17 protein-coding genes and 1 riboswitch are annotated in these 26257 nt (G+C 71.9%); of the genes, 6 read left to right on the forward strand and 11 right to left on the reverse strand.

The features are described from left to right. Both ACWEGE_RS32040 and ACWEGE_RS32045 read right to left on the reverse strand, forming a co-directional pair. Window positions 1-778: glycoprotein (locus ACWEGE_RS32040; RefSeq protein ID WP_449664179.1), on the reverse strand; the 778-nt coding region annotated here is incomplete at its 3' end. Window positions 779-908: 130 nt separating this feature from the next. Continuing rightward, window positions 909-3485 carry an AAA family ATPase gene (locus ACWEGE_RS32045; protein WP_449664180.1) on the reverse strand — a complete coding sequence of 859 codons (2577 nt, stop codon included), beginning with the start codon at window positions 3483-3485 and terminating at the stop codon, window positions 909-911. 274 nt (window positions 3486-3759) lie between these two features. Here ACWEGE_RS32045 and ACWEGE_RS32050 point away from each other — a divergent pair, with 274 nt between their 5' ends. Then, a complete protein-coding gene (locus ACWEGE_RS32050) occupies window positions 3760-5160 on the forward strand; it encodes a hypothetical protein (RefSeq protein WP_449664181.1) in 1401 nt (466 codons plus the stop codon). Window positions 5161-5306: 146 nt separating this feature from the next. Further along, window positions 5307-6458 carry an FAD-dependent monooxygenase gene (locus ACWEGE_RS32055; RefSeq protein ID WP_449664182.1) on the forward strand — a complete coding sequence of 384 codons (1152 nt, stop codon included), beginning with the start codon at window positions 5307-5309 and terminating at the stop codon, window positions 6456-6458. On the opposite strand, the gene metH is transcribed toward ACWEGE_RS32055, so the two are convergent. Beyond that, window positions 6440-10069 carry a methionine synthase gene (gene metH, locus ACWEGE_RS32060; protein ID WP_449664183.1) on the reverse strand — a complete coding sequence of 1210 codons (3630 nt, stop codon included), beginning with the start codon at window positions 10067-10069 and terminating at the stop codon, window positions 6440-6442. The genes ACWEGE_RS32055 and metH overlap by 19 nt on opposite strands. Before the next feature lie 14 nt (window positions 10070-10083). Next, window positions 10084-10162, reverse strand: a riboswitch (S-adenosyl-L-homocysteine riboswitch). A gap of 277 nt (window positions 10163-10439) precedes the next feature. Between metH and ACWEGE_RS32065 the strand changes: the two genes are divergently transcribed. After that, the gene (locus ACWEGE_RS32065; RefSeq protein WP_449664184.1) at window positions 10440-11306 is read left to right on the forward strand and encodes a TIGR03619 family F420-dependent LLM class oxidoreductase; all 867 of its coding nucleotides are present in this window, start codon (window positions 10440-10442) and stop codon (window positions 11304-11306) included. A gap of 68 nt (window positions 11307-11374) precedes the next feature. Here ACWEGE_RS32065 and ACWEGE_RS32070 read toward each other — a convergent pair whose 3' ends face one another. After that, window positions 11375-12760, reverse strand: a complete 1386-nt coding sequence (locus ACWEGE_RS32070; protein WP_449664185.1) for a sugar porter family MFS transporter — start codon at window positions 12758-12760, stop codon at window positions 11375-11377. A 289-nt stretch (window positions 12761-13049) separates the two neighbouring features. Here ACWEGE_RS32070 and ACWEGE_RS32075 point away from each other — a divergent pair, with 289 nt between their 5' ends. Next, complete coding sequence (locus ACWEGE_RS32075) at window positions 13050-15797, forward strand: cellulose binding domain-containing protein (RefSeq protein WP_449664186.1); 2748 nt, start codon at window positions 13050-13052, stop codon at window positions 15795-15797. Between the two features lie 312 nt (window positions 15798-16109). On the opposite strand, the gene ACWEGE_RS32080 is transcribed toward ACWEGE_RS32075, so the two are convergent. From ACWEGE_RS32080 to ACWEGE_RS32100, 5 genes are read right to left on the reverse strand one after another with little or no spacing between them, the layout of a single operon-like run. Further along, a complete protein-coding gene (locus ACWEGE_RS32080) occupies window positions 16110-17111 on the reverse strand; it encodes a zinc-dependent alcohol dehydrogenase family protein (protein ID WP_449664187.1) in 1002 nt (333 codons plus the stop codon). Between the two features lie 28 nt (window positions 17112-17139). After that, a complete protein-coding gene (locus ACWEGE_RS32085) occupies window positions 17140-17841 on the reverse strand; it encodes an HAD family hydrolase (RefSeq protein WP_449664188.1) in 702 nt (233 codons plus the stop codon). Further along, the gene (locus ACWEGE_RS32090) at window positions 17838-18653 is read right to left on the reverse strand and encodes a carboxymuconolactone decarboxylase family protein (protein WP_449664189.1); all 816 of its coding nucleotides are present in this window, start codon (window positions 18651-18653) and stop codon (window positions 17838-17840) included. The genes ACWEGE_RS32085 and ACWEGE_RS32090 overlap by 4 nt, the downstream gene beginning before the upstream one ends. Before the next feature lie 31 nt (window positions 18654-18684). Continuing rightward, window positions 18685-19530, reverse strand: coding sequence for an AfsA-related hotdog domain-containing protein (locus ACWEGE_RS32095; RefSeq protein WP_449664190.1), 846 nt, complete (start codon window positions 19528-19530; stop codon window positions 18685-18687). Then, window positions 19527-20981 carry a hypothetical protein gene (locus ACWEGE_RS32100; protein WP_449664191.1) on the reverse strand — a complete coding sequence of 485 codons (1455 nt, stop codon included), beginning with the start codon at window positions 20979-20981 and terminating at the stop codon, window positions 19527-19529. The genes ACWEGE_RS32095 and ACWEGE_RS32100 overlap by 4 nt, the downstream gene beginning before the upstream one ends. Window positions 20982-21514: 533 nt before the next feature. Here ACWEGE_RS32100 and ACWEGE_RS32105 point away from each other — a divergent pair. Then, window positions 21515-22687 carry a cellulose-binding domain-containing protein gene (locus tag ACWEGE_RS32105; protein ID WP_449664192.1) on the forward strand — a complete coding sequence of 391 codons (1173 nt, stop codon included), beginning with the start codon at window positions 21515-21517 and terminating at the stop codon, window positions 22685-22687. A 10-nt stretch (window positions 22688-22697) separates the two neighbouring features. Here the strand turns inward: ACWEGE_RS32105 and ACWEGE_RS32110 are convergent, their stop codons facing one another. Both ACWEGE_RS32110 and ACWEGE_RS32115 read right to left on the reverse strand, forming a co-directional pair. Further along, window positions 22698-23693, reverse strand: a complete 996-nt coding sequence (locus ACWEGE_RS32110) for an aldo/keto reductase (RefSeq protein WP_449664193.1) — start codon at window positions 23691-23693, stop codon at window positions 22698-22700. A gap of 45 nt (window positions 23694-23738) precedes the next feature. After that, a complete protein-coding gene (locus ACWEGE_RS32115; protein ID WP_449664194.1) occupies window positions 23739-24932 on the reverse strand; it encodes an AGE family epimerase/isomerase in 1194 nt (397 codons plus the stop codon). A 167-nt stretch (window positions 24933-25099) separates the two neighbouring features. On the opposite strand from ACWEGE_RS32115, the gene ACWEGE_RS32120 reads away from it, so the two are divergent. After that, window positions 25100-26245 (forward strand): lytic polysaccharide monooxygenase, encoded by a 1146-nt coding sequence (locus ACWEGE_RS32120; RefSeq protein ID WP_449664195.1) that lies wholly within the window; start codon window positions 25100-25102, stop codon window positions 26243-26245. The last annotated feature ends 12 nt before the right edge of the window (window positions 26246-26257 follow it).

The raw sequence follows: 26257 nt of genomic DNA on the forward strand, positions 1-26257 counted from the left end.
ACGAGCCCTGCTCGTTCTGGAAGATGTCACCGACGCCGCCGCCCGTGGAAGCCTGCTCGTTGAACTGGTTCCCGCCGTAGCCGCCCGAACCCTGCTCGTTCTGGAACACGTCGCCGTGGTGGCCGGCCGAGGCCTGCTCGTTGAACTGGTTGCCGCCGCGGCCGGAACCCTGCTCGTTCTGGAAGATGTCGCCACCGCGGCCACCCGTCGAGGCCTGCTCGTTGAACTGGTTCCCGCCGTACCCGCCGGAACCCTGCTCGTTCTGGAAAATGTCTCCCCGGCCGCCGGTCGAAGCCTGCTCGTTGAACTGGTTCCCGCCGGCACCACCCGAGCCCTGCTCGTTCTGGAAGATGTCGCCGCCGCCGCCCGTCGAAGCCTGCTCGTTGAACTGGTTCCCGCCGTACCCGCCGGAACCCTGCTCGTTCTGGAAGATGTCTCCCCGGCCGCCGGTCGAAGCCTGCTCGTTGAACTGGTTTCCGCCGGCACCACCCGAGCCCTGCTCGTTCTGGAAGATGTCGCCACCGCCCCCCGTCGAAGCCTGCTCGTTGAACTGGTTCCCGCCGTACCCGCCGGAACCCTGCTCGTTCTGGAAGATGTCTCCCCGGCCGCCGGTCGAAGCCTGCTCGTTGAACTGGTTTCCGCCGGCACCACCCGAGCCCTGCTCGTTCTGGAAGATGTCGCCACCGCCCCCCGTCGAAGCCTGCTCGTTGAACTGGTTCCCGCCGTACCCGCCGGAACCCTGCTCGTTCTGGAAAACGTCGCCCGATGAAGTCGTCATCGTGTGCACTCCTGACATTCGGATCGGTGAAGCCCGTGCCCCTCCGTTGTCATCCAGTCTCGGGTCACCGCACGGCCGGGTCATGAGTAGCGACCTACTCGGCTTCCGGGCGGGCACCCCGGCCGGCTACCTACGGACCGTCGCCCGGGCTACTCCCCGGCTCCGGCTGCCCCACCACCGAAGCCAGCTCCCGCCGTCCCGAAATACCCAGCTTCGCGTAAACGCCGTGCAGCACGTTGTCCACCGTCCGGACCGACACGACCAGCCGGTCGGCGACGGCGCGGCTCGTCATGCCGGTGGCCACCAGACGGGCGATCTCCAGCTCGCGGACCGTCAGGTCGAGCGGGACCTCCAGCAGCGCCAGCGCCGGCGTCGCGGCGTCCTCACAGGACGCGAGCCACGCCCGGGCCCGCTGGGCCGAGCCGACCGCGCTGCCCAGCTTGCCCGCCGTGCGGTGGACCCGCGCCGCTTCCGCGGCCGCCTCGGCCGCCAGCAACCGGGCACCGAGGCCGGCGAACGACGCGGCGACCGTGTCCAACCCGGCCGCGTCCCCTGACGCCAACGCCCTCGCGTGGGCCGCGTACAGCGACACCAGTGGCCCGTCCAGGTCCGAAGCGAACTCGGGCACGCCGAAGCGGACCAGGTCGTGCCGGATCTCCGCCGCGAGCGCCGCAAGGCCCGTCGCCTCGGCGGCGGCCGCCGCCGAGGCCGCCAGCGATGCCGCCCGGGTCAGCTCGCCCCGGGCCGCGGCCGCCCAGGCGGCGGCCCAGCCGCCGAGGGGGCCGGGCAGGTCCACGTCCTCGGGCCGGCCCGCCATCGCCGAGGCCCGGGCCCGCGCCGCCGTCACCACGGGGCGGAACTCGTACGGCTGGTCGTGGCCCTCCACGGCCAGCGCTTCGCCGAGCCGCCGGATCGCCGCGCGCACGTTGCCGTACGCGAGCGCGACCGTGCCGAGGGACGCCGCCGCGCTCGCCAAGGCCGGGCCCCAGCGGTCGCGGACCGCGTCCCGGTAGTCCTCGCCCGCCAAGTCCTCGGCTTCCTCCAGGCGGCCCGCGCGGCAGAGCGCGACGATCCGGGCGTGCTCCAGCCGGACCCGGCACCCTGGCACGGAAGCACCGGACGCGGCGATCGCGAGTCCCTCTTCGACCACGCCGAGGCACGCCTCGGTGCGCCCGGCGCCGGCCAGCGCCCCGGCCGCGACCACGAGTGCCCCGAGGCGGAGCTCGTCGCCGCGGGGGTTGCGGTCCAGCACCGGGCCGAGCAGGTCCAGGGCCGCGCGTGCCGCACCGACGGCCGCGCGCAGGGCGGCCCGGGCGACCACGAGGTCGTCGGCCGGCCCGGACACCGCCGTCTCGGCCGTGTCCAGCACCGCTTCGGCGTCGGAGAAGCGGTTCAGGCCGAACGCCAGGTTCCGGGCCCGCGTCCCGGCGACGCGCGCGTGCTGGACGTCCGACACCGTTTCCCCGGCCAGCTCCACCAGCAACGCGTCGGCGTCGGCGTGCCGTCCGCCGGCGATCCGCACCTGGGCCAGCAGGTACTTCGCGGCGAACCCGCCGCCGAGCCGGACGGCTTCCGCGGCCAGCCGCTCGGCCTGCGGGAAGTCCTTGCGCAGCAACGTCTCCGCCGCGGCCCGGACGAGCTGCGGGTCGGTCGCCAGGCCGGCGGCCAGCCGCCAGCGCACCAGCCGGGGCTTGTCCTCGGCGCGCCGCGCGCCGGTCAGGTCCAGGGTGTGGGCGAGGATGCGGTAGGTGTCGCGCTGCCGCAGGGGCGACGTCCGCCGCCGGATCACCTCGGCGTAGAGCGGGTGCGCGAGGCGGACGTTCAGCCGCCGCCCGGTGCGTTCCGACACGACGAGCCCGGCCCGCTCGGCCGAGGCGAGCACGCGCGCGGCGCCGAGCCGCAGCAGGGGTTCGCAGCCCAGCTCCTCCCCGAAGGCCAGCAGCTCCAGCAGGCGCCGCTCGTCGGCGTCGACGCGGTCGGTGCGGGTTTCGATCAGCTCGACCAGCCGCGGGGTCGCGGTCAGCGCGCCACTCCACCGCCACACGCCGTCGGTGGCCGACAGCGCACCGCTGTCGAGCCCGCCCTGGACGAGCTCGCGCAGGAACAACGGGTTCCCGAGGGTCAGGTGCCACAGCCGGTGCTCCGCGCCGTCCTCGAGCCGCCCGCCCAGTGCCGCGGTGATCAGCTCGGCGGTCTGCGGCCGGGTCAGCTCGCCGACGTCGAGCCGCTCGGCGACGCGGTCCTTCCACATCGCGAACACCGGGTCGGGCACGCTCACCCCGTGCGGCGCGATCACGACGACGAACGCCGACGCGGTCGCGGCCAGCTGGTGCACCAGGGTCGCGGACAGGCCGTCGAGCAGGTGCGCGTCGTCGACGCAGAGCACCAGCCGGCGTCCCTCCGCGCCGCGGGTGAGGTGGCCGGCGACCTGGTTGAGCCGGTGGGCGCGGTCGGCCGTGCCGTCCGCGCTGCCGGGCAGCAGGTGCGCGAAGGCGCCGAACGGGATCGTCGAGGCCGACGACATGGCGCGCACCCAGTGCGTGCGCGCCCCGCCGGCGGCCAGCTCGGCCAGCAGCACCTTGGCCAGGCGGGTCTTGCCGACGCCGGCGCGCCCGGTCAGCAGCAGCCCGCACACCTCGGCGTCGGCCAGCGCCCGGCGCGCGAACGCCAGTTCCCGTTCCCTGCCCACCAGTGGCCAGTCGTTCACCACCCCCGCTGCCTCCCACCGCTCCCACGCACAGCTGTGTGGGGATAATGACAACGCCGGGCCCCGCGAAGTACCGAATCCGCACAGCAATTTGGCATAAATCTTCAAGCGGTGCGACAAAACCGACATAGCAGACAGTCGATCTGCTATTCCGTGAGCGTTTCCCGGCCATTCTCCCGACACCGTGATCAACCGTTTTCGCGGAATTCAGGACAAGACCTCGCGGGAGGCGCCAGGATGGGCGGCGCCCCGTTCCCGACGTGAGGATCCGAGGATGAGCCGCTTGCCCGCGCTGACCGTCGCCGCACTGGTGACCGCCGCGGTCCTGACCCCCGCCGCGGCTCATGCCGCCACGCCGTTCACGGCGTCGGTTTTCCGCGCGACCCACAACAGCTACTCGGGCAATGTCGACGGTGCGAAGAACTCGCTCGCCTACCAGCTCGACCACGGCGTGCGGTTCCTCGAACTCGACGTGCACGACAACGGCTACGCGACCGCCCACGACTACGCCGTCGGGCACGACTCGCCCGGCAACCTCGTCGACCACGGTGGCGGCAACCCGGCGTCGAACAACCTCCGCGACTGGCTGGCCGTGGTGAACACCTGGTCCGCGCAGCACCCGGCCGCCGCGCCGATCGTCGTCATGCTCGACCTCAAGGACGACCTGACCGACAACCCCTCGTTCGCCGCGGGCAACCTGACCGCGCTCAACCAGGAGCTCGAGTCGGTGTTCGGGGGGCGGCTGCTGCGTGCGCAGGACTACCCGGCGGCGCCGGACGTCGACGCGCTGCGCGGGCGCGTGCTGCCGCTGCTGTCCGGGGACGGCGGTTCCCGCACCGAGTACAAGCGGGACGTCGGCTACCACCCGGCCGTCGCGCTGAACGGCCGCGGCCAGGTCGTCGAGGTGCACGACTCCGGCGCCGGCGGGCTCTGGTACTGGACCGGCACCTACGGCGCCGACGGGCGGATCACCTGGCTGCGGCACGGCAAGTACGACAACGGCCAGACACCGGCCGTGGCCCTCAACAACAATGGCGACCTCGTCGAGGTGCACCAGTCGGAAGGTGCCTCCACGCTCTGGTACCACGTCGGCACGCTCGGCGCCGACGGCGAGATCACGTGGCAGGAAAGCCACCAGTACGACAACGGCGTCCTGCCGACCGTCGACTTCACCGACGCAACGCACCTGCGGGAGATCCACAAGAGCCAGAACAACAGCCAGAACTGGGCCTGGAACGGTGCGCTCGCGGGCACCACGGTGACGTGGACCGGCAACGCGAAGACGTCCGACGCGCGGTTCGCCAAGGATGTGGCCAGCACGGCCGGCCGTGCGGTGTTCGTGTGGACCGGCGCGGACGGCCCGACCTCGGCCCAGACCCTGCGCGTCGACACCGACCGGGTCGCCGGCGACCGGATCCGCTACCGGCAGGTCGCCTTCGACGAGTTCCAGCAGGGCGACAGCGCCGAACTCCAGCAGGGCGCGCTCTTCTACGGCGCACCGGCGACGGAGTCGGGGTTCATCACCTCGGCCCGGCAGGCGGGCAAGCTGGTCCGCGGCTGGGACTTCGACTCCGCGGGCCAGGCGACCACTCCCCTGGCGAACTACCCGGCGACCAACCATCCTTATGACAGCTGGTACCAGAACCTGCTCACCCAAACGGGTGCCGTCGAGTAGCCGGCGACGATCCGGAACTGTCGGTGCTCTCCGGTAGCGTGGAAAACGGGGGGCGCCCCCGCGGGCGAGCAACACAGACGAGCACTGACGGCCGCCGTCAGCGCTTCGCCAGGGCCCGGTAAGCGGCCCTGGCGAAGCTCGGCGGTATGAAGAACCGCACCGTCCTGATCTCCGGCGCGAGCATCGCCGGCCCCGCGCTCGCCCACTGGCTCACCCGCTCCGGCTACTCCGTCACCGTCGTCGAACACGCCCCGGCGCTGCGGCCCGGCGGCCAAGCCGTCGACTTCAAGGGCCCCACCCACCGGACGGTCCTCGCTCGCATGGGCATCCTCGACGAGGTCCTGGCGCGGCAGACGGGCGGGCAGGACCAGACGATCGTCGACGCCGCCGGGCGGCCGCGGGCGGTGATCCCCGGCGAGTTCACCGGCGGCGACCTCGAGATCCGCCGCGGCGAGCTCTCGGAGATCCTGCACGCCAGCTCGGACTGCGAGTACCTCTTCGGCGACACCATCACGTCGCTGACCGAGACCGCCGACGGCGTCGACGTCACCTTCGCCCACGCCGAGCCGCGGCGGTTCGACCTGGTCGTCGGCGCCGACGGCATCCACTCGAACGTCCGGCGGCTGGCGTTCGGCCCGGAACGCGACTACGTCCGGTACCTCGGCTACCACTACGCGCTGGCCGAGCTCGGCGAAGAGCTCGGCGGCGGCGAAGCGCAGATGTACAACGAGCCGGGGCGGATGGCGGCCGTCGGCGGGCCCAAGGCGTCGGCGTTCTTCGTGTTCGCCTCGCCCGAGCTCGACTACGACCGCACCGACACCGGCCGGCAGCGGCAGCTGCTGATGGACGCCTACCGGGGCGCCGGCTGGCGGGTGCCGGAGCTGGTGGCCCGGATCCCGCAGGCCCGCGAGTTCCACCTGGACTCGCTCAGCCGGGTCACCATCGACCGCTACTCCCGCGGCCGGGTCGTGCTCCTGGGCGACGCCGCCTACGGCAACACCCTCGGCGGCTTCGGCACCGGCCTGGCCGTCGTGGGCGCGTACGTGCTCGCGGGCGAGCTCCGCGCGGCCGGCGGCGACCACCGGATCGCCTTCGCCCGCTACGAGGAGCTGATGCGCGGCTACGCCAAGGTCTCGCAGCGCGGCAGCGCGGGCCCGTTCCTCGCGCCGCCCTCACCCCTGCGGATCAGGCTGCGGGACTGGACGTTCAAGTCCCGCTTCCTGCTCCGCCTGCTGCTGAAGGCGACCGACAGGTTCGCCACCGACATCGAGCTGCCGGACTACGCCTCGGGGTCGTAGGCCAGGTTCGGCCGCAGCCACTGCTCGACCTCGGCGACTTCGACGCCCTTGCGGCGCGCGTAGTCCTCGACCTGGTCGCGGCCGAGCCGTCCGACGGTGAAGTAGCGGGAGTCCGGGTGGGCGAAGATCAGCCCGGACACGCTCGCCGCCGGGGTCATCGCGAACGACTCGGTCAGGTCCATGCCGAGCCGGTCCGCCTCCAGGAGCTCGAACAGCTCGCGCTTCTGGCTGTGGTCCGGGCTGGCCGGGTAGCCCAGCGCCGGCCGGATGCCGCGGAAGCGCTCCGCGTGCAGGTCGGCCAGCACCGGCTCGGCGTCCGGCTCGAACCAGTCGCGGCGGGCCCGCAGGTGGATGTGCTCGGCGAACGCCTCGGCCAGCCGGTCCGCCAGCGCCTTCACCATGATCGCGCGGTAGTCGTCCTGCTCGGCCTCGTAGCAGGCGGCGAGATCTTCGGCACCGTGGATCGCGACCGCGAAGCCGCCCAGGTGGTCGCCTTCCGGGGCGACGTAGTCGGCGAGGCAGCGGTTGGCGCGGTCTTCCGGCTTCGACGTCTGCTGGCGCAGCATCGGGAACCCGACGTGGGAGAACTCGCCGTCGAGCAGGATGTCGTCGCCTTCGCTGTGCGCCGGCCAGAACGCGTACGCGCCCTTCGCGGTGAAGCTGCCTTCGGCGATGATCTGGTCGAGCAGCTTGTTGGCGTCGTCGAACAGCTCGCGGGCGACCGGCTGCTCCAGGATCGCCGGGTACTTGCCCTTGAGCTGCCAGGCGAGGAACAGGAACTGCCAGTCGATCATCTCGCGCAGCTCGGTGATCGACGGCTCGATGACGCGGGTGCCGGTGAACAGCGGCGTCGGCAGGTCGGCGAACACCACCTGCTCGCGGTTCAGCCGCGCCTGCTCGAGCGTGAGCATCGGCCGGCGCTGCTTGCTCGCGTGCTGCTCGCGCAGCACCTCCTGGTCGGCGCGGTTCTTCTCGGCGAGCGCGATCGAGCGGTCCGGGTCCAGCAGGTCGGACACCACGCCCACCACCCGGGAGGCGTCCAGCACGTGGACCGTCGCGTTGTCGTAGGCCGGCGCGATCTTGACCGCGGTGTGCTGCTTGGACGTCGTGGCGCCGCCGATCAGCAACGGCAGCTTCAGGCCGCGCCGCTGCATCTCGGTGGCGACCGCGACCATCTCGTCCAGCGACGGCGTGATCAGGCCGGACAGCCCGACGGCGTCGGCGCCCTCGGTGACCGCGGTGTCGAGGATCTTGCCGGCGGGCACCATCACCCCGAGGTCGATGACCTCGTAGTTGTTGCAGCCCAGCACGACCCCGACGATGTTCTTGCCGATGTCGTGGACGTCGCCCTTGACCGTGGCGAGCACGATCTTGCCCTGGCCGCCCGCCGAGGCCAGCCGGCCTTCCTGGCGCGCCTTCTCCTTCTCCGCCTCCATGAACGGCTCGAGGTAGGCGACGGACCGCTTCATCACGCGCGCGCTCTTGACCACCTGCGGCAGGAACATCTTGCCCGAGCCGAACAGGTCGCCGACGATCTTCATGCCGTCCATCAGCGGGCCCTCGATGACGTCGAGGGGCCGCGCCAGCTGCTGCCGCGCCTCTTCGGTGTCTTCCTCGATGTAGTCGACGATGCCGTGCACCAGGGCGTGCGAGAGCCGCTCGCCGACCGTGCCTTCGCGCCACGAGAGGTCCACGACGCGCTTGGTACCGCTGCCCTTGACGTTCTCGGCGAAGCTCACCAGGCGGTCGGTGGCGTCTTCGCGGCGGTCGAAGAGGACGTCCTCGACCAGTTCGAGCAGGTCCTTGGGGATGTCCTCGTACACGGCGAGCTGGCCGGCGTTGACGATGCCCATGTCGAGGCCGGCCTGCATGGCGTGGAACAGGAACGCCGAGTGCATCGCCTCGCGGACCACGTCGTTGCCGCGGAAGGAGAACGAGAGGTTCGAGATGCCGCCGCTGATGTGGACGCCCGGGCAGCGCTCCTTGATCCGGGGCAACGCGTCGATGAACGCCTTCGCGTAGCCGTTGTGCTCGGCGATGCCGGTGGCGACGGCGAGGACGTTCGGGTCGAAGATGATGTCCTCGCCCGCGAAGCCCGCTTGCCGGGTCAGCAGGTCGTACGCGCGGGCGCAGATCTCGACCTTGCGGTCGGCGGTGTCGGCCTGGCCCTGCTCGTCGAAGGCCATCACGACGACGCCGGCGCCGTAGTTGCGGATCGTGCGGGCCTGGGCGAGGAAGGGCTCCTCGCCCTCCTTGAGGCTGATCGAGTTGACCACGCCCTTGCCCTGCAGGCAGCGCAGGCCGGCTTCGAGCACGCTCCACTTGGAGCTGTCGACCATCACCGGGATGCGGGCGACCTCGGGCTCGGTGGCGATGAGGTTGAGGAAGGTGGTCATCGCCTCCTCGCTGTCGAGCAGGTCGGCGTCCATGTTGACGTCGAGCAGGTTGGCCCCGCCGCGGACCTGCTCCAGCGCGACGTCGACGGCGCCCTGGTGGTCGCCGGACTCGATGAGCCGCCGGAACCGCTTGGAGCCGGTGACGTTGGTGCGCTCGCCGATCATCACGAACCCGGTGTCGGCGCCGATGCCGAACGGCTCGAGGCCGCTGAAGCGCGTGTGGGTGCGCGGCGGCGGCACCACTCGCGGGGCGGCCTGCTTCGCCGCGGCGGCGATCTTCGCGATGTGGTCCGGGCTCGTGCCGCAGCAGCCGCCGACCAGGTTGACCAGGCCGTCGCGGGCGAACCCGCCGACCAGCCCGGCCGTCTCCTCCGGCGTCTCGTCGTAGCCGCCGAACGCGTTCGGCAGGCCGGCGTTGGGGTGGCAGGCGACGTAGGCGTCGGCGATCCGCGCGAGCTCCTCGACGTGCGGGCGCATCTCTTCGGCGCCGAGCGAGCAGTTCACGCCGACGACCAGCGGCTTCGCGTGCTCGATCGAGCTCCAGAACGCCTCGACCGTCTGCCCGGACAGCGTCCGGCCGCTCAGGTCGACGATCGTCACCGAGATCCACAGCGGCAGCTCGGGCGCGACCTCACGGGCGGCGGCGATCGCGGCCTTGCAGTTCAGCGTGTCGAAGATCGTCTCGATCAGCAGCAGGTCGACCCCGCCCTCGGCGAGGCCGGCGATCTGCTCGGCGTAGGCCGCCTTGACCTGCTCGAACGTGACCGCGCGGTACGCCGGGTCGTCGACCTTGGGCGACAGGCTGAGGGTGACGTTGAGCGGGCCGATCGAGCCGGCGACGAACTTGCCGCCTGCTTCGTCGGCGGCCTGGCGGGCCAGCTGCGCGCCGCGGACGTTCATCTCGTGGACGTACGCCTGCAGCCCGTAGTCGGCCTGGCCGATGCTGGTGGCGGTGAACGTGTTCGTCGTGGTGATGTCCGCGCCGGCCGCGAGGTACTGGCGGTGGACGTCGAGGATGACGTCCGGGCGGGTGAGGTTCAGCAGGTCCGGGTCGCCGGTGACGTCGTGGGTGTGCTCGCCGAAGCGGTCGCCGCGGTAGTCGGCCGGGGTCAGCCCGGCGCCCTGCAGCATGGTGCCCCAGGCGCCGTCCAGGACCGCCACACGCTGGTCGAGCAGCTCGCGCAAGCGTGCTTCGGACTCGTGCGGGGTGTTCACCGGCAGCCTCCCTCGGTCGGGAGGCGCCCTTGGTTGGTCATTCCCGGCCGAGCGTGGCGGACCCGGTGGTCCGTTGCAGCGCCTCTCGACCTGTGGTCCACGGTATCGGAAACGCGCCCCGGTACGCCATCCCGCCCCGCCGCCGCGTCCACGGACTGGGACAGTGTCCACGACCGGAACACCGTCTGTCCACAATGGATTACCCGGGTCACCCCGCACCTCCGTCGGCCGATCGCGCGCCACTGCAGGCGCCGAGTGTGACAGCCCGGGATCGAGCCCTCCTCAAGGCCACCGATCGTACTCGAACGACCTCGAAGAGCGACGGACCGGCCGGCTTGAAAACTGAAACACGTTCTAATACGCTCCGCGGGTGGACTACGGAATCGTGCTGTTCACCAGCGACCGGGGAATCACCCCGGCAGCCGCGGCGCGCGCCGCGGAGGCCGCGGGGTTCTCGACCTTCTACGTCCCCGAACACACCCACATCCCGGTCAAGCGGGAGTCGCCGCACCCGCGCACCGGCGACGCGTCGCTGCCCGACGACCGCTACAGCCGGACGCTCGACCCGTGGGTCGCGCTGGCCACGGCGGCCGCGGTCACCGAGCGGATCCGGCTCTCCACCGCCGTCGCGCTGCCGGTCGAGAGCGACCCGATCACCCTCGCCAAGACGATCGCCAGCCTCGACCACCTCTCCGGCGGCCGCGTCACCCTCGGCGCCGGCTTCGGCTGGAACGTCGACGAGCTGACCGACCACGGCGTGCCCGGGAACCGCCGCCGCACCGCGCTGCGCGAGTACCTCGAGGCGATGAGTGCACTGTGGACACAGGAGGAGGCCGCCTACGACGGGGAGTTCGTCTCCTTCGGACCGAGCTGGGCGTGGCCGAAGCCGGTCCAGGCGCACATCCCGGTGGTGCTCGGCGCGGGCCCGACCGAAAAGACGTTCCACTGGATCGCCCGCCACGCCGACGGCTGGCTCACCACCCCGGCCGACACCGACCTGGACGGGCACGTGGCCCTGCTCAAGGGGATCTGGGCCGACGAGGGCCGCGAAGGCGCGCCGCTGATCTACGCGCTCGGCGAGCGGCCGGACCCGGAGCGCCTGGCGCACCTGGATTCCCTGGGCGTCACCGAGACGATCTTCGGCCTCCCCGACCGCTCGCCCGAGGAGGTCGAGGCCTGGATCGGGCGGCTGGCCGGGAAGCTCGGACTCCGGGTCGTGAGTGGCAAGGCGGGTTAGAACCCGCCTCACCACTCACGACAAGCCGCGGCAGACCGCCTTTCCGGCGCCGCGATGACCCCCCGGGGTCAGCTCTTGGCCGCGACGCCCTGGCGCGCCCGCAGGTCGAGCTCGATCTGCTCCAGCGAGCGGCCCTTGGTCTCCGGGACCAGCCACTTGGTCAGCACGAACAGCACCACGTTCACCCCGGCGAAGAGGAACATCGAGCCGCCGATGCCGAGGGACTTCGGGTCGGAGATGATCGGGAACACCGCGCTCACGATGCCCGTCGCCGCCCACAGGACCACGCTGCTGACGCCCATGCCCGTGGCCCGGTACTTGAGCGGGAACACCTCGGACATCATCACCCAGACCACCGCGCCCCAGCCGAGCTCGTAGCCGACCAGGTAGAGCACCATCATCACCAGCATCAGCAGGCCGCGCGTGCCGGTGTCGTGGACGTTCAGCACCACCAGGCCGGCCCCCACCAGGGTCAGCACCATGATGACGTTGCCGATGAGCAGCAGCGGCTTGCGGCCCCAGCGGTCCACGACGAACACGACCCACGCGGTGAACAGGAACTTGGTGACCCCCAGCAGCACGCCGGACAGCAGCGCGGCCTGCGTGGCGAACCCGAGGCCGATGAGCATCGTCGGGAAGTACGCGTTGATCGCGTTGACGCCGCTGAACTGCTGGCCGATCGCGAGCAGCAGGGCCACCACGAGCATCGGCCGCACGAAGCCGGAGAACAGGTCGCGGATCCGCGGCTTCTCCTCGGTGTCGAGCCGGATGACCTCGTGGATGGTCGCGATCTCCTCGTCGAGGTCCACGGTGCTGCCGTGCGCGCTGGCCAGCACCCGCCGGGCCTCTTCCTCCTGACCGTTCTTGACCAGCCACCGCGGCGTCTCCGGCAGGAACACCAGGCCGACGAGCAGCACCACCGCGGGCACGATCGCGCCGGCGAACATCCAGCGCCACGCCGAGACCGGGCCGAGCCAGTAGCTGACCAGGAACGCGATCAGGATGCCCAGCACGATGAAGATCTGGTTGAGCGCGCCCATCGCGCCCCGCCACTTCGCCGGGGCCAGCTCGGACAGGTACGTCGGCACGGTCGAGGACGAAAGGCCGATGCCGAGGCCGATGACCAGCCGCGAGAGCACCAGCAGCACGAACGTCGGCGAGAAGCTCGCCGCCAGCGTGCCGACGATGACGATGCCCGCGGCGACCATGATCGTGCGGCGCCGGCCGAGTGCTTCGTTGGTGCGGCTGGAGAACAGCGCGCCGACGATGGCGCCGACCGAGAGACTGGCCGTGATGATGCCCTTGTCCCAGCTGGTCAGCGCCCACAGTTTCCCGATGAACGGGAGCACCCCGGAGATCACGCCGAGGTCGTAGCCGAAGAGGATGCCGCCGAGCGCGCCGAAGAAGTACAACGTGGTCCGGCTGATGTGCCGCGCCGGGGCTGCTTGCGTCATTGCCGGGTCGCCTCTTCCGTAGATCCGATACAGCGTAGGTCCAGTCCAGTCAGCGGCCACCACATTCACACGCCGCAAAAACGCGAGCAAGACAGTCGCGGATAACGATTCAGAAACCTGATCGCCGTTCATGTATGTGATTCCGGCAAAACCGGCGCGCAGTCGCGGCCGCGAACCCCCCTATTCCACTGTGGACAGTCTGGATCGCCGAAATCGTCGAATGCTTTACAACGCTCGGAACGCTGGTCTACCTTCCTTCTGGAAGCGCTCCCAGAATGTGGAGGCCAAGGTGCACAACGTCGTGCCGAGAACTCATTCCCCGGCCCGGTCCCGGTCAGCGAGACGCCTGCTCGGGTCCGCGCTCGCCGTGCTGCTGCCCGCCGCGCTCGCGGTCACCGTCGGCGCATCGCCGTCCCCGGCCGCACCGGCGGCCACCACCTGGCGCAACGCGGAGATCGCCGGCGGCGGGTTCGTCCCCGGGATCGTCTTCAACCAGACCGAACGCGGGCTCGTCTACGCCCGCACCGACATCGGCGGGGCGTACCGGTGGAACACCGCGACCGGGCGCTGGACACCGCTGCTGGACTCGGTCGGCTGGACCGATTGGGGGCACAACGGCGTCGTCAGCCTCGCCACCGACCCGGTCGACCCGAACCGCGTCTACGTCGCGGCCGGGATGTACACCAACAGTTGGGACCCGAACCCCGGCGCGATCCTCCGCTCGGCCGACCGCGGCGCCACCTGGCAGGCGGCCACGCTGCCGTTCAAGCTCGGCGGCAACATGCCCGGCCGCGGGATGGGCGAGCGGCTGGCCATCGACCCGAACCGCAACAGCGTCCTCTACCTCGGCGCCCCCAGCGGCAACGGCCTCTGGCGCAGCACGGACTCCGGCGTCACCTGGGCGAAGGTGACCGCCTTCCCCAACCCCGGCAACTACGTCCCCGACCCGAACGACACGACGGGGTACTCCAGCGACAACGAGGGCGTCACCTGGGTGACCTTCGACCCCTCCACCGGCACCCGCGGCAGCACCACGCAGACGATCTACGTCGGCGTCGCGGACAAGCAGAACACGGTCTACCGCAGCACCGACGGCGGCACGACCTGGGCGCGACTGGCCGGCCAGCCCACCGGGTTCCTGGCGCACAAGGGCGTCCTCGACAGCGCCGGCGGCAACCTCTACCTGGCGACCAGCGACACCGGCGGCCCGTACGACGGCGCGAAGGGCGATGTCTGGAAGTACGCCACCAAGACCGGCACCTGGACCCGGATCAGCCCGATCCCCTCCGACAGCGGCGACGACTACTTCGGCTACAGCGGGCTGACGATCGACCGGCAGCACCCGAACACGCTGATGGTCGCGACGCAGGTGTCGTGGTGGCCGGACGTCATCTTCTTCCGCAGCACCGACGGCGGCGCCACCTGGACCCGGATCTGGGACTTTTCGAGCTACCCGGACCGGTCGCTGCGCTACACCCAGGACATCTCCGCGGTGCCGTGGCTGACCTTCGGCGCGCAGCCCGCTCCCCCGGTGCCCTCGCCGAAGCTCGGCTGGATGACCGAGTCGGTGGAGATCGACCCGTTCGACTCGAACCACCTCCTCTACGGCACCGGCGCGACGATCTACGGCACCAACGACCTGACGAAGTGGGACAGCGGCGGGAAGATCACGATCAAGCCGGTCGTCGGCGGCCTCGAAGAAACCGCGGTGCTCGACCTGATCAGCCCGCCGTCGGGCGCTCCCCTGCTGTCCGCCCTCGGTGACATCGGCGGGTTCCGGCACGACAGCCTCGACACGGTCCCGGCCACGATGTACACGCAGCCGGTGTTCACCACGACCACCAGCCTCGACTACGCCGAGCTGGCACCGGCGACGATCGTGCGCGTGGGCACGCTGGACCGGTCCGCGCGGCCCAACGACAACCGGATCGCCTTCTCCACCGACGGCGGCAAGAACTGGTTCCAGGGCGCCGAACCGGGCGGCAACGCCAGTGGCGGCACGGTGGCCGCGGCCGCCGACGGCAGCCGGTTCGTCTGGAGCCCGGACGGCATGAACGTCAGCTACTCGGTCGGCTTCGGCTCCTCGTGGACGACGTCCACCGGCATCCCCGCCGGCGCGGTGGTCGAGTCGGACCGGGTCGACCCGAAGCGGTTCTACGGGTTCGCCGCGGGCCGGTTCTACCTCAGCACCGACGGCGGCGCGACGTTCACCGCGACCGCGGCCACCGGGCTGCCGTCCGGCTCGGCGCACTTCAAGGCGGTGCCGGGGGGCAAGGGCGACATCTGGCTGGCCGGCGGCTCCGGCGCGGCGTACGGCCTCTGGCACTCCACCGACTCCGGAACGTCCTTCACGAAGCTGGCGAACGTCGCCGAAGCCGACAACGTCGGGTTCGGCAAGGCCGCTCCCGGCCGGACGTACGCGGCGTTGTACACGATCGCGAAGATCGGCGGGGTGCGCGGGATCTTCCGCTCCGACGACGCCGGGGCCTCGTGGACGCGGATCAACGACGACCAGCACCAGTACGGCAACATCGGGGCGGCGCTGACCGGCGATCCGCGGGTGTACGGCCGGGTCTACGTCGGCACGAACGGCCGCGGCGTGATCGTGGGCGAGTCCGGGGGCGGCGAGCCGCCCCCGACGACCACCACGACGACGCCCACCACGACGACCACGACCACCACACCCACCACGACGACCACCACCCCGGTGCCGTCGGGCTCCTGCACCGCGGCCTACGCGATCACCAACCAGTGGCAGGGCGGGTTCCAGGCCTCGGTGAAGGTGGGCAACACCGGCACCGCCGCGGTGACCGGGTGGACGGTGACGTGGACCTACGCCGACGGCCAGAAGGTGATCCAGGCCTGGAACGCGCAGGTCACCCAGAGCGGCGCGGCCGTGACGGCGCTGGACGCGGGCTGGAACCGGACCATCCCGGCCGGCGGGAGCGCCGAGTTCGGCTTCACCGGGAGCTCGGGGATGGTGAACTCCCGGCCGAGCTCGATCTCGCTCAACGGGCGGGCCTGCACGGCGACCTGACGCGGTCCGCCGGCCGGGCGGGCGGGGCCGCGGGCGGGAAGGGGGTTTCAACCCACCCCCAGGCGGTTGAAACCCCCTCCCCGCGCCCCCAGTCCGGGGCCCTCGCCCGAGCCGGCACAGCCTGCTCGGGCGACGTCCCCGGCGAGGTCCACTCTTCCCGGTGCCGACGGCCGCCGCCATTCCTGCCCAAAGGGGACTTTTTCGCCCGCACACACCCCTGCCGAGCTGCGGGAACGCGCTCGGGAGGTGCCGGAAATACCCAGCCGGGCGGGGAAAACTTACCCGGCGGACAGCGGCGCGGGAGGCGGGCGCTCAGGCGCTCTCCAGCACGACCTTCCCGATGTGCTTCCGGGACTCCAGGTGCTCCAGCGCCCCGGCCACCTCGGCGAAGCCGAACCGGCGGTCGATCACCGGCTTCAGGCCGGTCCGCTCGATCGCGGTGTTCATCGCCTGGAACGTCTCGCGGGAGGCGTTGGTGAGACCGCGCAGGGTCAGCTGCTTGACCAGCACCAGGATCGGGTCGGCGCCGCCTTCGTGGGTCAGGACGCCGGCCACGCTGACGTGCCCACCGTAGCGCGCGGCGAGCATCGACTGGCCGATCGTGCCGCCGCCGCCCACGTCGACGACGTGGTCGACACCGCCGCCGGTCAGCTCGGCCACCGCGGCACCCCACTCCGGGGTGGCCGCGTGGTCGAGCGTCTCGGCGGCGCCGAGCCCGCGCAGCCGCTCGAGCTTCTCGTCCGAGCTCGACGTCGCGACGACGTGGGCGCCGCCGAGCGCGGCGAACTGCAGCGCGAAGGTGGACAGGCCGCCGCTGCCGAGGGTGAGCACGGTCTGCCCCGGCCTCAGCCGGCCTTCCTCGACGACCGCCCGCCACGCCGTCACGCCGGCGCTGGGCAGCGTGGCGGCTTCGGCGTAGTCGAGGTGCGCGGGCACGGCGACCAGGGCGTCCTCGGCGAAGACTGCGTACTCCGCGAGCACGCCGTCGAGGGTGCCGCCCAGGTCGTCCGCGGTCTTCTCCGGCGTGCCGGGACCGGACAGCCAGTCCGGGAAGTACGTCGCCGCGACCCGGTCCCCCGCGGTCCAGGCGCGCACCCCGTCGCCGACCGCGACGACCTCGCCCGCGCCGTCGGACAGCGGGATCACGTCCGGCTTCACCGGCTTCGGGTAGAACCCCTTCAGGATCATCAGGTCCCGGGCGTTGACCGCCCAGCCGCGCAGCCGGACCAGGACCTGCCCGGGCCCGGGTTCGGGCACGTCACGCTCGCCCAGCACGAGCCCGGCGCCGGGCCGGGGCAGGGAAAAGAACTTCACAGCGCACTCCAAGGGGTCGGGGCACTCCTCAACGAGGCCAGTGTGTCGAAGCCGCGAGCTCGCCGTCGACGATCGCCAGGAGTTCCGGGGTGAGGCCGGCGAGCGACGTCGCGAAGTGGCGGACGCCGACGGCGGCCATGAAGTCCCGCTGCCGCGCGTGGGCGGGGCTCGACGGGAACCCGACGAACCCGGCGCCGTGCGCGCGGGCGTCCCCGGCGACCCGGCTGACGTCGTCGACGAAGACGATCTCGTCGAAGCCGACGCCCAACACCGTCCGGGCGATGTGCTCGACGCCCGGGCGGTGCTCGTTGATGCTCACGTACGGCACCTCCGGGTCGAAGAGGTCCACGTGGTCACCGAGGTGCCGGTCGAAGGTGTGCTCGCGGGTCCGGCCGCCGTAGCAGACCAGCCGCACGGGCAGCTTCGCCAGCGCCTCCAGGCAGTCCCGCGCGCCTTCGGCCACGCGGATCGGGTGCTCGGCCAGGTAGTCCTGCCGCGCGGCCCACAGCTGCTTCAGCGTCTCCTCGGCCGGCTGGTCCAGACCGCAGAGCCGGGTGACCTTCTCGGCGACGACGATGTCGCGCAGCCCGATGACGTCCCGCTCGGCGGCGGCGTCGTAGGTCCCGCCGTGCCCGGTGACGAACCGGGCGATCATCGCCAGGTAGGTGTCGTCGACGAGCACGCCGTCGCAGTCGAGCGCGACCACGCGCAGCTTCTCGAAGGTCCTCACCGCTGCGCGAACACTTCCCGCGCGGCGGCGATGGCGTTGAGCGCGGCCGGGAAGCCGCAGTAGAACGCCAGGTGCAGCACGGTTTCCACGACTTCCCGCTCGGTGCCCCCGACGTTGAGCAGGCCGTGGATGTGCACCTTCAGCTGCGGTAGCGCGGTGCCCAGCGCGACGCACGCGGCGATCGTGACGATCTCGCGGTGGCGCAGGCTCAGGTGCGGCCGGGAGTAGATCTCGCCGAAGGTGAATTCGACGATGTAGGCAGCCAGGTCCGGGGCGATGTCCCGCAGGCCGGCGGCGACCTTCTCGCCCGCCTCGCCGTCGACGGCCTTCATCGCCGCCAGGCCGCGCTCGTAGCGGTCCTCGATGCCCGCCCACGGCACGTCGCCGGCCTCTTCGGACGGCGACGGCGCTTCTTCGGGCAGGCCGTCGAAAGCCGTCTTGAGCGCCGTCAAGGCGTTGAGCGTGGCCGGGAACCCGGCGAACGAGCTGACGTGGATGACGGCCTCGACCAGCTGGCGGCGGGTACACCCGACGTTGAGCGCGGCCTTGGCGTGGAACTGCAGCTGCGAGCCGGCGTAGCCGAGGGCGGTGAGCGCGGCGACCGTCGCCAGCTGCCGCTCCGGCAGCGGCAGGCCGGGCCGGTGGTAGACGTCGCCGTAGATGAACCCGACGCACTGCTCGCCGAACTCGGCCTCCCCGATGCTCTCGAACAGGTCCAGCACGGCCGGCCGGTCCACCCCGCCGAGCTGCTGGATGAGTTTCAGGCCCTGGGCGAAGGACTTGGCGCGGTCCTGCTGCTGCAGGTCGGACATCGTGGCGTGGTTTCCCTTCCGGAGTGGCCGCTCAGCCGAGGTAGGCCCGGGCGGCCTGGCCGGCCTTGCGGCGTTCGAGGGTGTCGATGCGCCCCCGCGCGATCATCGCGTACTCGATGCCGGCGGTGGCCACGGTGCGCCCCTGCTGGTGCACCGACGTCGTGGCGCGGAACCTGAGGTTGGTCGCCCGGCCGAGGTCGGACTCGACGATCAGGGCTTCGACCGTGGCCGGGAGCGGGAACAGGAAGTCGTCGAAGGACAGGTCCATCCGCTGCCACACCCCGGTGTACTCGGCCGGGGCGAGACCGGGGCGGATCGCGGTCTCGAACTGCGCGATGCAGATCTGCCGCATCGCTTCGATGATCACGATGCCCTGCACGTGCTCGCCGGTGTGGTGGTCGAGGACCAGCTCGTTGTCGCGGTGGATCCGCAGCTCGGCCCGGCAGTGCGCGGGCGCGGGGCTGTGCACGCCGGCAAGCAGGACGTTCTCCGGCCGGCTCTTGTGGACGACGACGGGCGGTTCGGACGGCCGCCGGAACCCGTCCGGGTCCGCCAGGCGCACGGAGCCACCGCTGGTCTCGCAGGCGGTTTCGAGCAGCTCGCCGTCGGCCGCGTCGATGCCCTGGCCGAAGTGGACGATCCAGTGGCAGCCCGCCGCCACGAGACCGCCGGAGCCGAGCAGGGCCAGCAGGCCGGACAGCGTGAACACCCGCTCCTCGCGGGCGAACTGCGCGAAGCGGTCGGCGACCACGACGATGTCCCGCCGGGTGTGCCCTTCGAGGGCCCAGGCCGGTTCGCACGGGGTGCCCGCGTCCGGGCGGGGAAAATCGCGCGGTGCCGCCTCGGGCGCCTTCGTCCGGGCCGGATCCGGCGTCACGGCCGCGCCGAAGCGTGGGCGTCGAGGAGTGCCTCGGAAAGGTTCCGGGCCGTCGCGGCCGAGCGCCAGCGCGGCCCGGACAGCTCGGTCGCCATCAGCTTCAGCATGGCACGCACCATGTCCGGCTGCTTGCCGACGCCCGCGTCCAGCAGCGGTTCGACCTGCGCGGCAGCGCCTTCGAGGTCGCCGAGCAGCAGGTGCGCGCGGCCCGTGTCGATCCGGATCATCGGATCCATGGCCTCCCAGCGGTTCTCCAGCGACAGCTGCTCGAACGCCTCGCGGGCGGTGGCGAACTCGCGCAGCGCGGCGGGAGCCTGCCCGACCGCGAGCAGCGAATTGCCCGCGACGTAGTGCCGCCGGTCCTTGGTGATGTTGAAGAAGCTGTCTTCGCCGCCGGCCCCGAGCCCCGGGTCCTCGATGGCCGTCCAGCGCGCGATCGCGTCCAGTACCTGCGGCTCGGCCTGCACCGACGACCAGCCGCGGGCCTCGGCGAGGATGAGCGGGGCGTCGGTGAGGCGCCCGCCCACGTGGTACCGGAGCCCGTCGGCGGCGAGCTTCGCGGACTCGATGCCGTTGCCGGCCCAGAACGCCACCCGGGCCTGCGACGTGCGCACCCAGCGCCGGGCGAGGAAGTCGTCGGCGTGCTGCGTGTAGAGCCAGGCGGCGGAATTGAGCTCCCGCGAAAGCCGGTACCGGCCGAGGTCCCCCGCGATCCAGGCCATCATCGCGTTCGACTTCGCGCCGACGAGCAGGAGGTCCTGCGTCTGCTTCGGCCGCTGACGGCCCTTCAGCAGCGACGCGGTCCGCTCCGCGATCACGGCGAGCTGGCCGAGGACCGAGTCGGGTGCGGTGCGGGTGTAGGCGCCGCCCAGGAAGTCGAGGTCCGCCCACAGGTCGTCGAGCTGGACGTCGTCCACGTTGGTCCTCGTGAGCAGGATGGCCGTTTCGAGGGCGCTGCCGAGGGCGCCGGCGCCGATTTCCTCCGGTGCCCGCGCTTCGGCGTGGGCGACGGCGCGGACCGGTGGCACCTCCGGCCCGGCCGCCGGCTCCGCCTCGGCGTGGTACTCGGCGAGGTCCTTGGCCGGCAGCCGCTCGAGATCACGCAGTCCCAGCAGGCACTTCCAGCCGGTGCCGTAGACCTGCGCCAGCACCCGCAGCGCGGCGACGGTGGGCCGGACACCGCGGTCGGGCCACTGCTCGTACTCCCAGATCCGCGTGCCGCGCATGCCCGCCCGGGGGTCGCCGGTGACGGCGTTGTACTGGTGCGCCGCGACATCGAGCGAGAGCTCGGAGGCCAGCCGCCACGCGGTGCGCGGCGGGATCCGGCATTCGACGATCAGGTTCTTCGCCACCTGGGCGGGGATCGCCTCCTCGGGGAAGCCCAGGGCGGCCAGCCGGTCGCGCAGTTGTGCGCGGTAGGGCTTGCTCCCTGGTTTGGCCTGTCGACTCATCGTTCATCCAACGATTTCCGGAGTACGGGGGCACCGAGGCCGACCCTACCGCAGTGCGACCGCGCCGGCCCAACTCGTGACCGCGGTGGGAACCGTGCGATTCCCGAGAAGTTGAGTACGCAACGGGATCTCGGGCAACCCCCGCTCTCGCGGCGGACTGAGAGCGCTCCCATTTCCGGTGGTCCGGCACCGGTTTCGTGATCTTGGGGCGGATTTCCGGAATCCACCCCAACGGAGGCGCACAGGCCCGCACCCCGGTGGCGCAGCGCGACGGAGAGATGTCCTGCGTCCCAACGGGTTCGGCCGTTCAGTGATGTTCAGTGCCGGGACCGGCGGCGCCGGCTGCGGAAAACGGACCACCGGATCGGGCCGCGTCCGGGTCGCTCTTTACAAGGGTGACACGCGGGGGTTACCTTTCCGGCGGCTGGAAGCGCTCCCATGCCAGGTCGCCTCGCCAGAACGCGGCCACCACCCAGGGGCGTCGTGGTGCAGGCCACGACGCCCCTGTCCGCGTACCCGGAGGAGCCCACCCCATGAACAGGTTCGCCGGCGCCTTGGCCGCGCTCTGCCTCGCCGCGGCGGGCACCGCCGCGCTCGTCGTGGCCGGTCCGGCCGCCGCCGCACCCGCCTGCTCGGTCGCCTACCGCGTCAACCAGTGGCAGAGCGGCTACACCGCCGACATCACGGTGACCAACGGCGCCACCGCGCTCTCCTCCTGGACGCTCACCTGGCACTACGCCGGGAACCAGACGGTGACGTCCGCCTGGAACGCCACCGTCCGCCAGAGCGGGACCGAGGTCACCGCGCAGAACCTCACCTACAACGGGACCGTGCCCGCGGGCGGCACGATCTCCTTCGGCCTCCAGGGCACCTACAGCGGGACCAACGCCACGCCGGCGGACTTCGCGCTCAACGGCGTCCCGTGCGGCGATCCGGCACCCCCGACCTCAACCACGCCGACCACCCCCACCACCACCACGCCCACGACGCCGACCACGACGACCTCCGGCCCGCCGCCCGCCGGCTGCACGGGTGCCGCGATCTGCGACGACTTCGAACAGCAGACCGGCAGCACCCCGGGCGGCCGCTGGACCGTCGGCGCGGCCAACTGCACCGGCACCGGCACGGTCGCCGTCGACACCGCGGTCGCGCACTCGGGCGGCCGCTCGGTCAAGGTCACCGGCCAGGGCGGCTACTGCAACCACGCCTTCCTCGGCACCAGCCTCGCCGGCGTCGGCTCGGGCCCGCTCTTCGGCCGGTTCTGGGTCCGGCACACCACCGCCCTGCCCACCGGGCACGTCGCCTTCATGGCCCTGCGCGACACCGCGGACGGCGGCCGCGACCTGCGCGCCGGCGGCCAGAACCGCGCCCTGCAGTGGAACCGCGAGTCCGACGACGCCACGCTGCCCGCGCAGAGCCCGGCCGGGGTGGCCCAGAGCGTCCCGCTGGCGACCGGTACCTGGTCGTGCTTCGAGTTCGAGGTCGACGGCGCCGCGGGCAAGCTGCGGACCTGGCTGAACTCGGCCGAGGTGCCCGGCCTCGTCGTCGACCGCGTCCCGACCCAGGACATCGACCAGCAGTGGCTCGCCAAGGCCTGGCACCCGGCGCTGACCGACCTGCGCCTCGGCTGGGAGAGCTACGCCGGCGACGCCGACACGCTGTGGTTCGACGACGTGGCACTGGGCAGCTCGCGCATCGGCTGCTGACCGGGCGGGGCTACCGGCCGAGGATCCGCTCGATCTCGGCCAGCTCCTCCTCGGCGAAGTCGAGGTTCGCGGTGGCCGCGACGGTGTTCTCCAGCTGCGCGACGCTGCTCGCGCCGATCAGCGCGGAGGTGACGCGGCCGCCGCGCAGCACCCAGGCGATGGCCAGCTGGGCCAGCGTCTGCCCGCGCCGCTTGGCGACGTCGTTCAGCGCGCGGACGGTCGCGAGGGTCTCCTCGGTCAGCCGCTCGCTGGTGAGGAACGGGCTCGCACCGGCCGCGCGGGAGTCGGCCGGGATGCCGTCGAGGTAGCGGTCGGTCAGCAGGCCCTGGCTCAGCGGCGAGTACGCGATCGAGCCGACGCCGTGGGCGTCCAGGGTGTCCAGCAGGCCGTCCTCGACCCAGCGGTCCAGCATCGAATACCGCGGCTGGTGGATCAGCAGCGGCGTCCCCAGCTCCTTCAGCGCGGCGAGCGCGGCCTCGGTCTGCTCGGGCGAGTAGTTCGAGATGCCCGCGTACAGCGCTTTGCCCGAGCGGACGGCGGTGTCGAGCGCGCCCATCGTCTCCTCGATCGGCGTGTCCGGGTCCGGGCGGTGCGAATAGAAGATGTCGAAGTGGTCCAGGCCGGTGCGGGCCAGGCTCCGGTCGAGGCTCGCCAGGAGGTTCTTGCGGGAGCCCCACTCGCCGTACGGGCCGTCCCACATCAGGTAGCCCGCCTTGGACGACACCAGGATCTCGTCGCGGTACGGGCGGAAGTCGGCGGCGAAGTGCCGCCCGAAGTTGGCCTCGGCCGAGCCGGGCGGCGGGCCGTAGTTGTTGGCCAGGTCGAAGTGCGTCACCCCGAGGTCGAACGCCCGGCGCAGCACGGCCCGCTGCACGTCGAGGGGCTTGTCGTCCCCGAAGTTGTGCCACAGGCCGAGCGACACGGCGGGCAGCTTGAGCCCGCTGCGGCCGGCCCGCCGGTACGGCAGGCCCGCGTACCGGTCTTCAGCCGCGACGTAAGGCGACATGGTGCTCCTTTGCGAAAGAGGGCGACGGCCTTCGATGTGCGCAGTCTATCCGCGCGCGAGCAGCGCGCCGGCGAACGACGCCGCGGGCGGCAGGCCGGGCAGCAGCGTCGCCTGGTAGGCGTGGTAGACGTCCGGTTTGCCGGCCCACACCGTCGCGGCGGGACGGTTATCCGGGTCGAGTTCGTGGTGCCACGAACCGAGTTCCCGGTCGACGAAACAGGTTTCGGCGTGCGCGCACCACTCCTCGAAGCGCGCGAGGTACGCCGGGTCGCCGGTCTCCTGGTGCAGCGTCCAGGCCGCGGCCATCGCCTCGGTGACCACCCAGTGCAGCCGGGTGCGCACCACCGGCGTGCCGGCGAAGTCGGTCGTGTAGACGAAGCCCGGCCGCCCGTCGACGGCCCAGCCGTACCGGACGCCCGTCTCGAACAGCGCGGCCGCGTCGGGCACCAGCCACGCCGGCGCGGCGGGCCCGAGCGCCCGTCCGAGGTGGACGGCCAGCCGCGCCCATTCGAAGAGGTGCCCGACGGTCGCCCCGTACGGGCGGAACGGGTGGGCGGGTTCGGCGCGGTTGAACTCGAGCCGGACGCGCCAGTCCGGGTCGTAGTGCTCCGGGAGCAGCCAGCCGTGCGCACGGGCCTCGCCGTGCACCAGGCGCTCCACAATGGACAGCGCACGCGCCGCCCACACCGCGTCGCCGGTGACGTCGGCGGCGGCCAGGAAGGCCTCCACCGTGTGCATGTTGGCGTTGGCGCCGCGGTAGTCCTCCAGGCGCGTCCAGCCGCGGTCCCAGACGTCGGCGACGAGCCCGGCTTCCGGCTCCAGGAACCGGCGTTCGACGGTTTCAAGGGCCTCGGCCAGCAGCGGCCGCGCGCCTTCGGCACCGGCCGCCGCCGCGCTCGCCGCGGCCAGCACGACGAACGCGTGCTCGTAGGCGCGCTTCTCGGCCAGGGCCGTCGAGGCGTACCAGCCGCCGTGCTCGCCGTCCCGCAGCGGGCCTTTCAGCGCCGCGACGCCGTGGGCGACCAGCTCGCCGGTGTCCGCGCCACCCAGCGCCGCGAGCGCGAAGACGTGCGTCATCCGGCAGGTGATCCAGGTCTCGACGGGCCTCTCGAGCACCGGCCGCCCGGTGTCGTCGAGCCAGGCGAACCCGCCACCGGGGTGCGCCGCGCCGCGGGCGAACCCGAGCAGCCGGGCGGGTTCGGCGCGCACCCAGGCGGGAACCGAAGACGGACTGTCCACTCTCTGCCTTTCTCCACGGGCCCGCCCGGTACGACGGCCCCCGTCAACGTAGGCCAAGGCACCCGCTCCGGCCATCGCGGGCTGTTCCGGAAGTGACCCCCACCGCGTATCCTGACCTTGGAAGCGCTCCCAGTCTTCGACGCACGCAACCCAATGAAGGGACTGACGTGACCAGGAGACGAAGTACCATTCTCGCCGCCGTCACCGTGCTGCTGGCGAGCCTGACCGCGATCCTGCTGAGCACCGGCACGGCCGAGGCGCACGGCGCCATGATGAAACCGGGCAGCCGGACCTTCCTGTGCTGGCGGGACGGGCTCAGTTCGACCGGCGAAATCAAGCCCGTCAACCCGGCCTGCGCGGCCGCGGTGGGCGTCAGCGGCGCCAACTCGCTGTACAACTGGTTCGGCGTGCTCCGCTCGGACGGCGCCGGGCGCACGCGCGGGTTCATCCCCGACGGGAAGCTGTGCTCGGGCGGGAACCCGAACTACGCGGGCTTCGACGGGGTCGGCGACTGGCCGCTGACCCACCTCACCGCCGGCGCGCAGTTCGACTTCTCGTACAACGCGTGGGCGGCCCACCCGGGCTGGTTCTACACGTACGTGACCAAGGACGGCTGGAACCCCAACCAGCCGCTCACCTGGGACTCGCTGGAGGACCAGCCGTTCCTGACCATCGACCACCCACCGGTGACCGGCCAGGTGGGCACGGTGGACGGGCAGTACAAGTGGAGCGGCGCGCTGCCGTCGAACAAGTCCGGCCGGCACATCGTCTACTCGGTGTGGAAGCGCTCAGACAGCGCGGAAACGTTCTACGGCTGCTCGGACGTCACCTTCGACGGCGGGCACGGCGAGGTCACCGGCGTGAAGGACCCGGGCACCGGCACGACGACCACGCCCACGACACCCACCACCCCGACGACACCGACCACGCCCACCACGCCCACGACACCCACCACTCCCACGACACCCACCACTCCCACGACACCGACCACCACGACGTCGATGCCCCAGGGGTCGTGCATGGCGATGTACGAGATCACCAACACCTGGAGCGGCGGCTTCCAGGCCTCGGTGACGGTGATGAACCACAGCACGAGGGCGTACACGAGCTGGCAGGTGGGCTGGACACTGCCCGCGGGCCAGACGATCGCCAGCGTGTGGAACGGCACGCTGAGCCAGTCCGGCTCGGCGGTCACGGTCCGCAACGCCAACTGGAACGGCAGCGTCGCGGCCGACGGCACGACCAGCTTCGGCCTGGTCGTCAACACCACGGGAGGCAACGCGGCACCGTCGCCGACGTGCCAGGGCACCTGAACCGTCCCGGGT

This window comes from Amycolatopsis sp. NPDC004747 (assembly GCF_053601335.1).

Bases quoted from the DNA above. Each gene is read 5' to 3' on its own strand.
- ACWEGE_RS32100 (WP_449664191.1), bottom strand. From the start codon at position 20,981: ATGAGTCGACAGGCCAAACCAGGGAGCAAGCCCTACCGCGCACAACTG.
- ACWEGE_RS32070 (WP_449664185.1), bottom strand. From the start codon at position 12,760: ATGACGCAAGCAGCCCCGGCGCGGCACATCAGCCGGACCACGTTGTAC.
- ACWEGE_RS32090 (WP_449664189.1), bottom strand. From the start codon at position 18,653: ATGTCCGACCTGCAGCAGCAGGACCGCGCCAAGTCCTTCGCCCAGGGC.
- ACWEGE_RS32110 (WP_449664193.1), bottom strand. From the start codon at position 23,693: ATGTCGCCTTACGTCGCGGCTGAAGACCGGTACGCGGGCCTGCCGTAC.
- ACWEGE_RS32105 (WP_449664192.1), top strand. From the start codon at position 21,515: ATGAACAGGTTCGCCGGCGCCTTGGCCGCGCTCTGCCTCGCCGCGGCG.
- ACWEGE_RS32055 (WP_449664182.1), top strand. From the start codon at position 5,307: ATGAAGAACCGCACCGTCCTGATCTCCGGCGCGAGCATCGCCGGCCCC.
- ACWEGE_RS32050 (WP_449664181.1), top strand. From the start codon at position 3,760: ATGAGCCGCTTGCCCGCGCTGACCGTCGCCGCACTGGTGACCGCCGCG.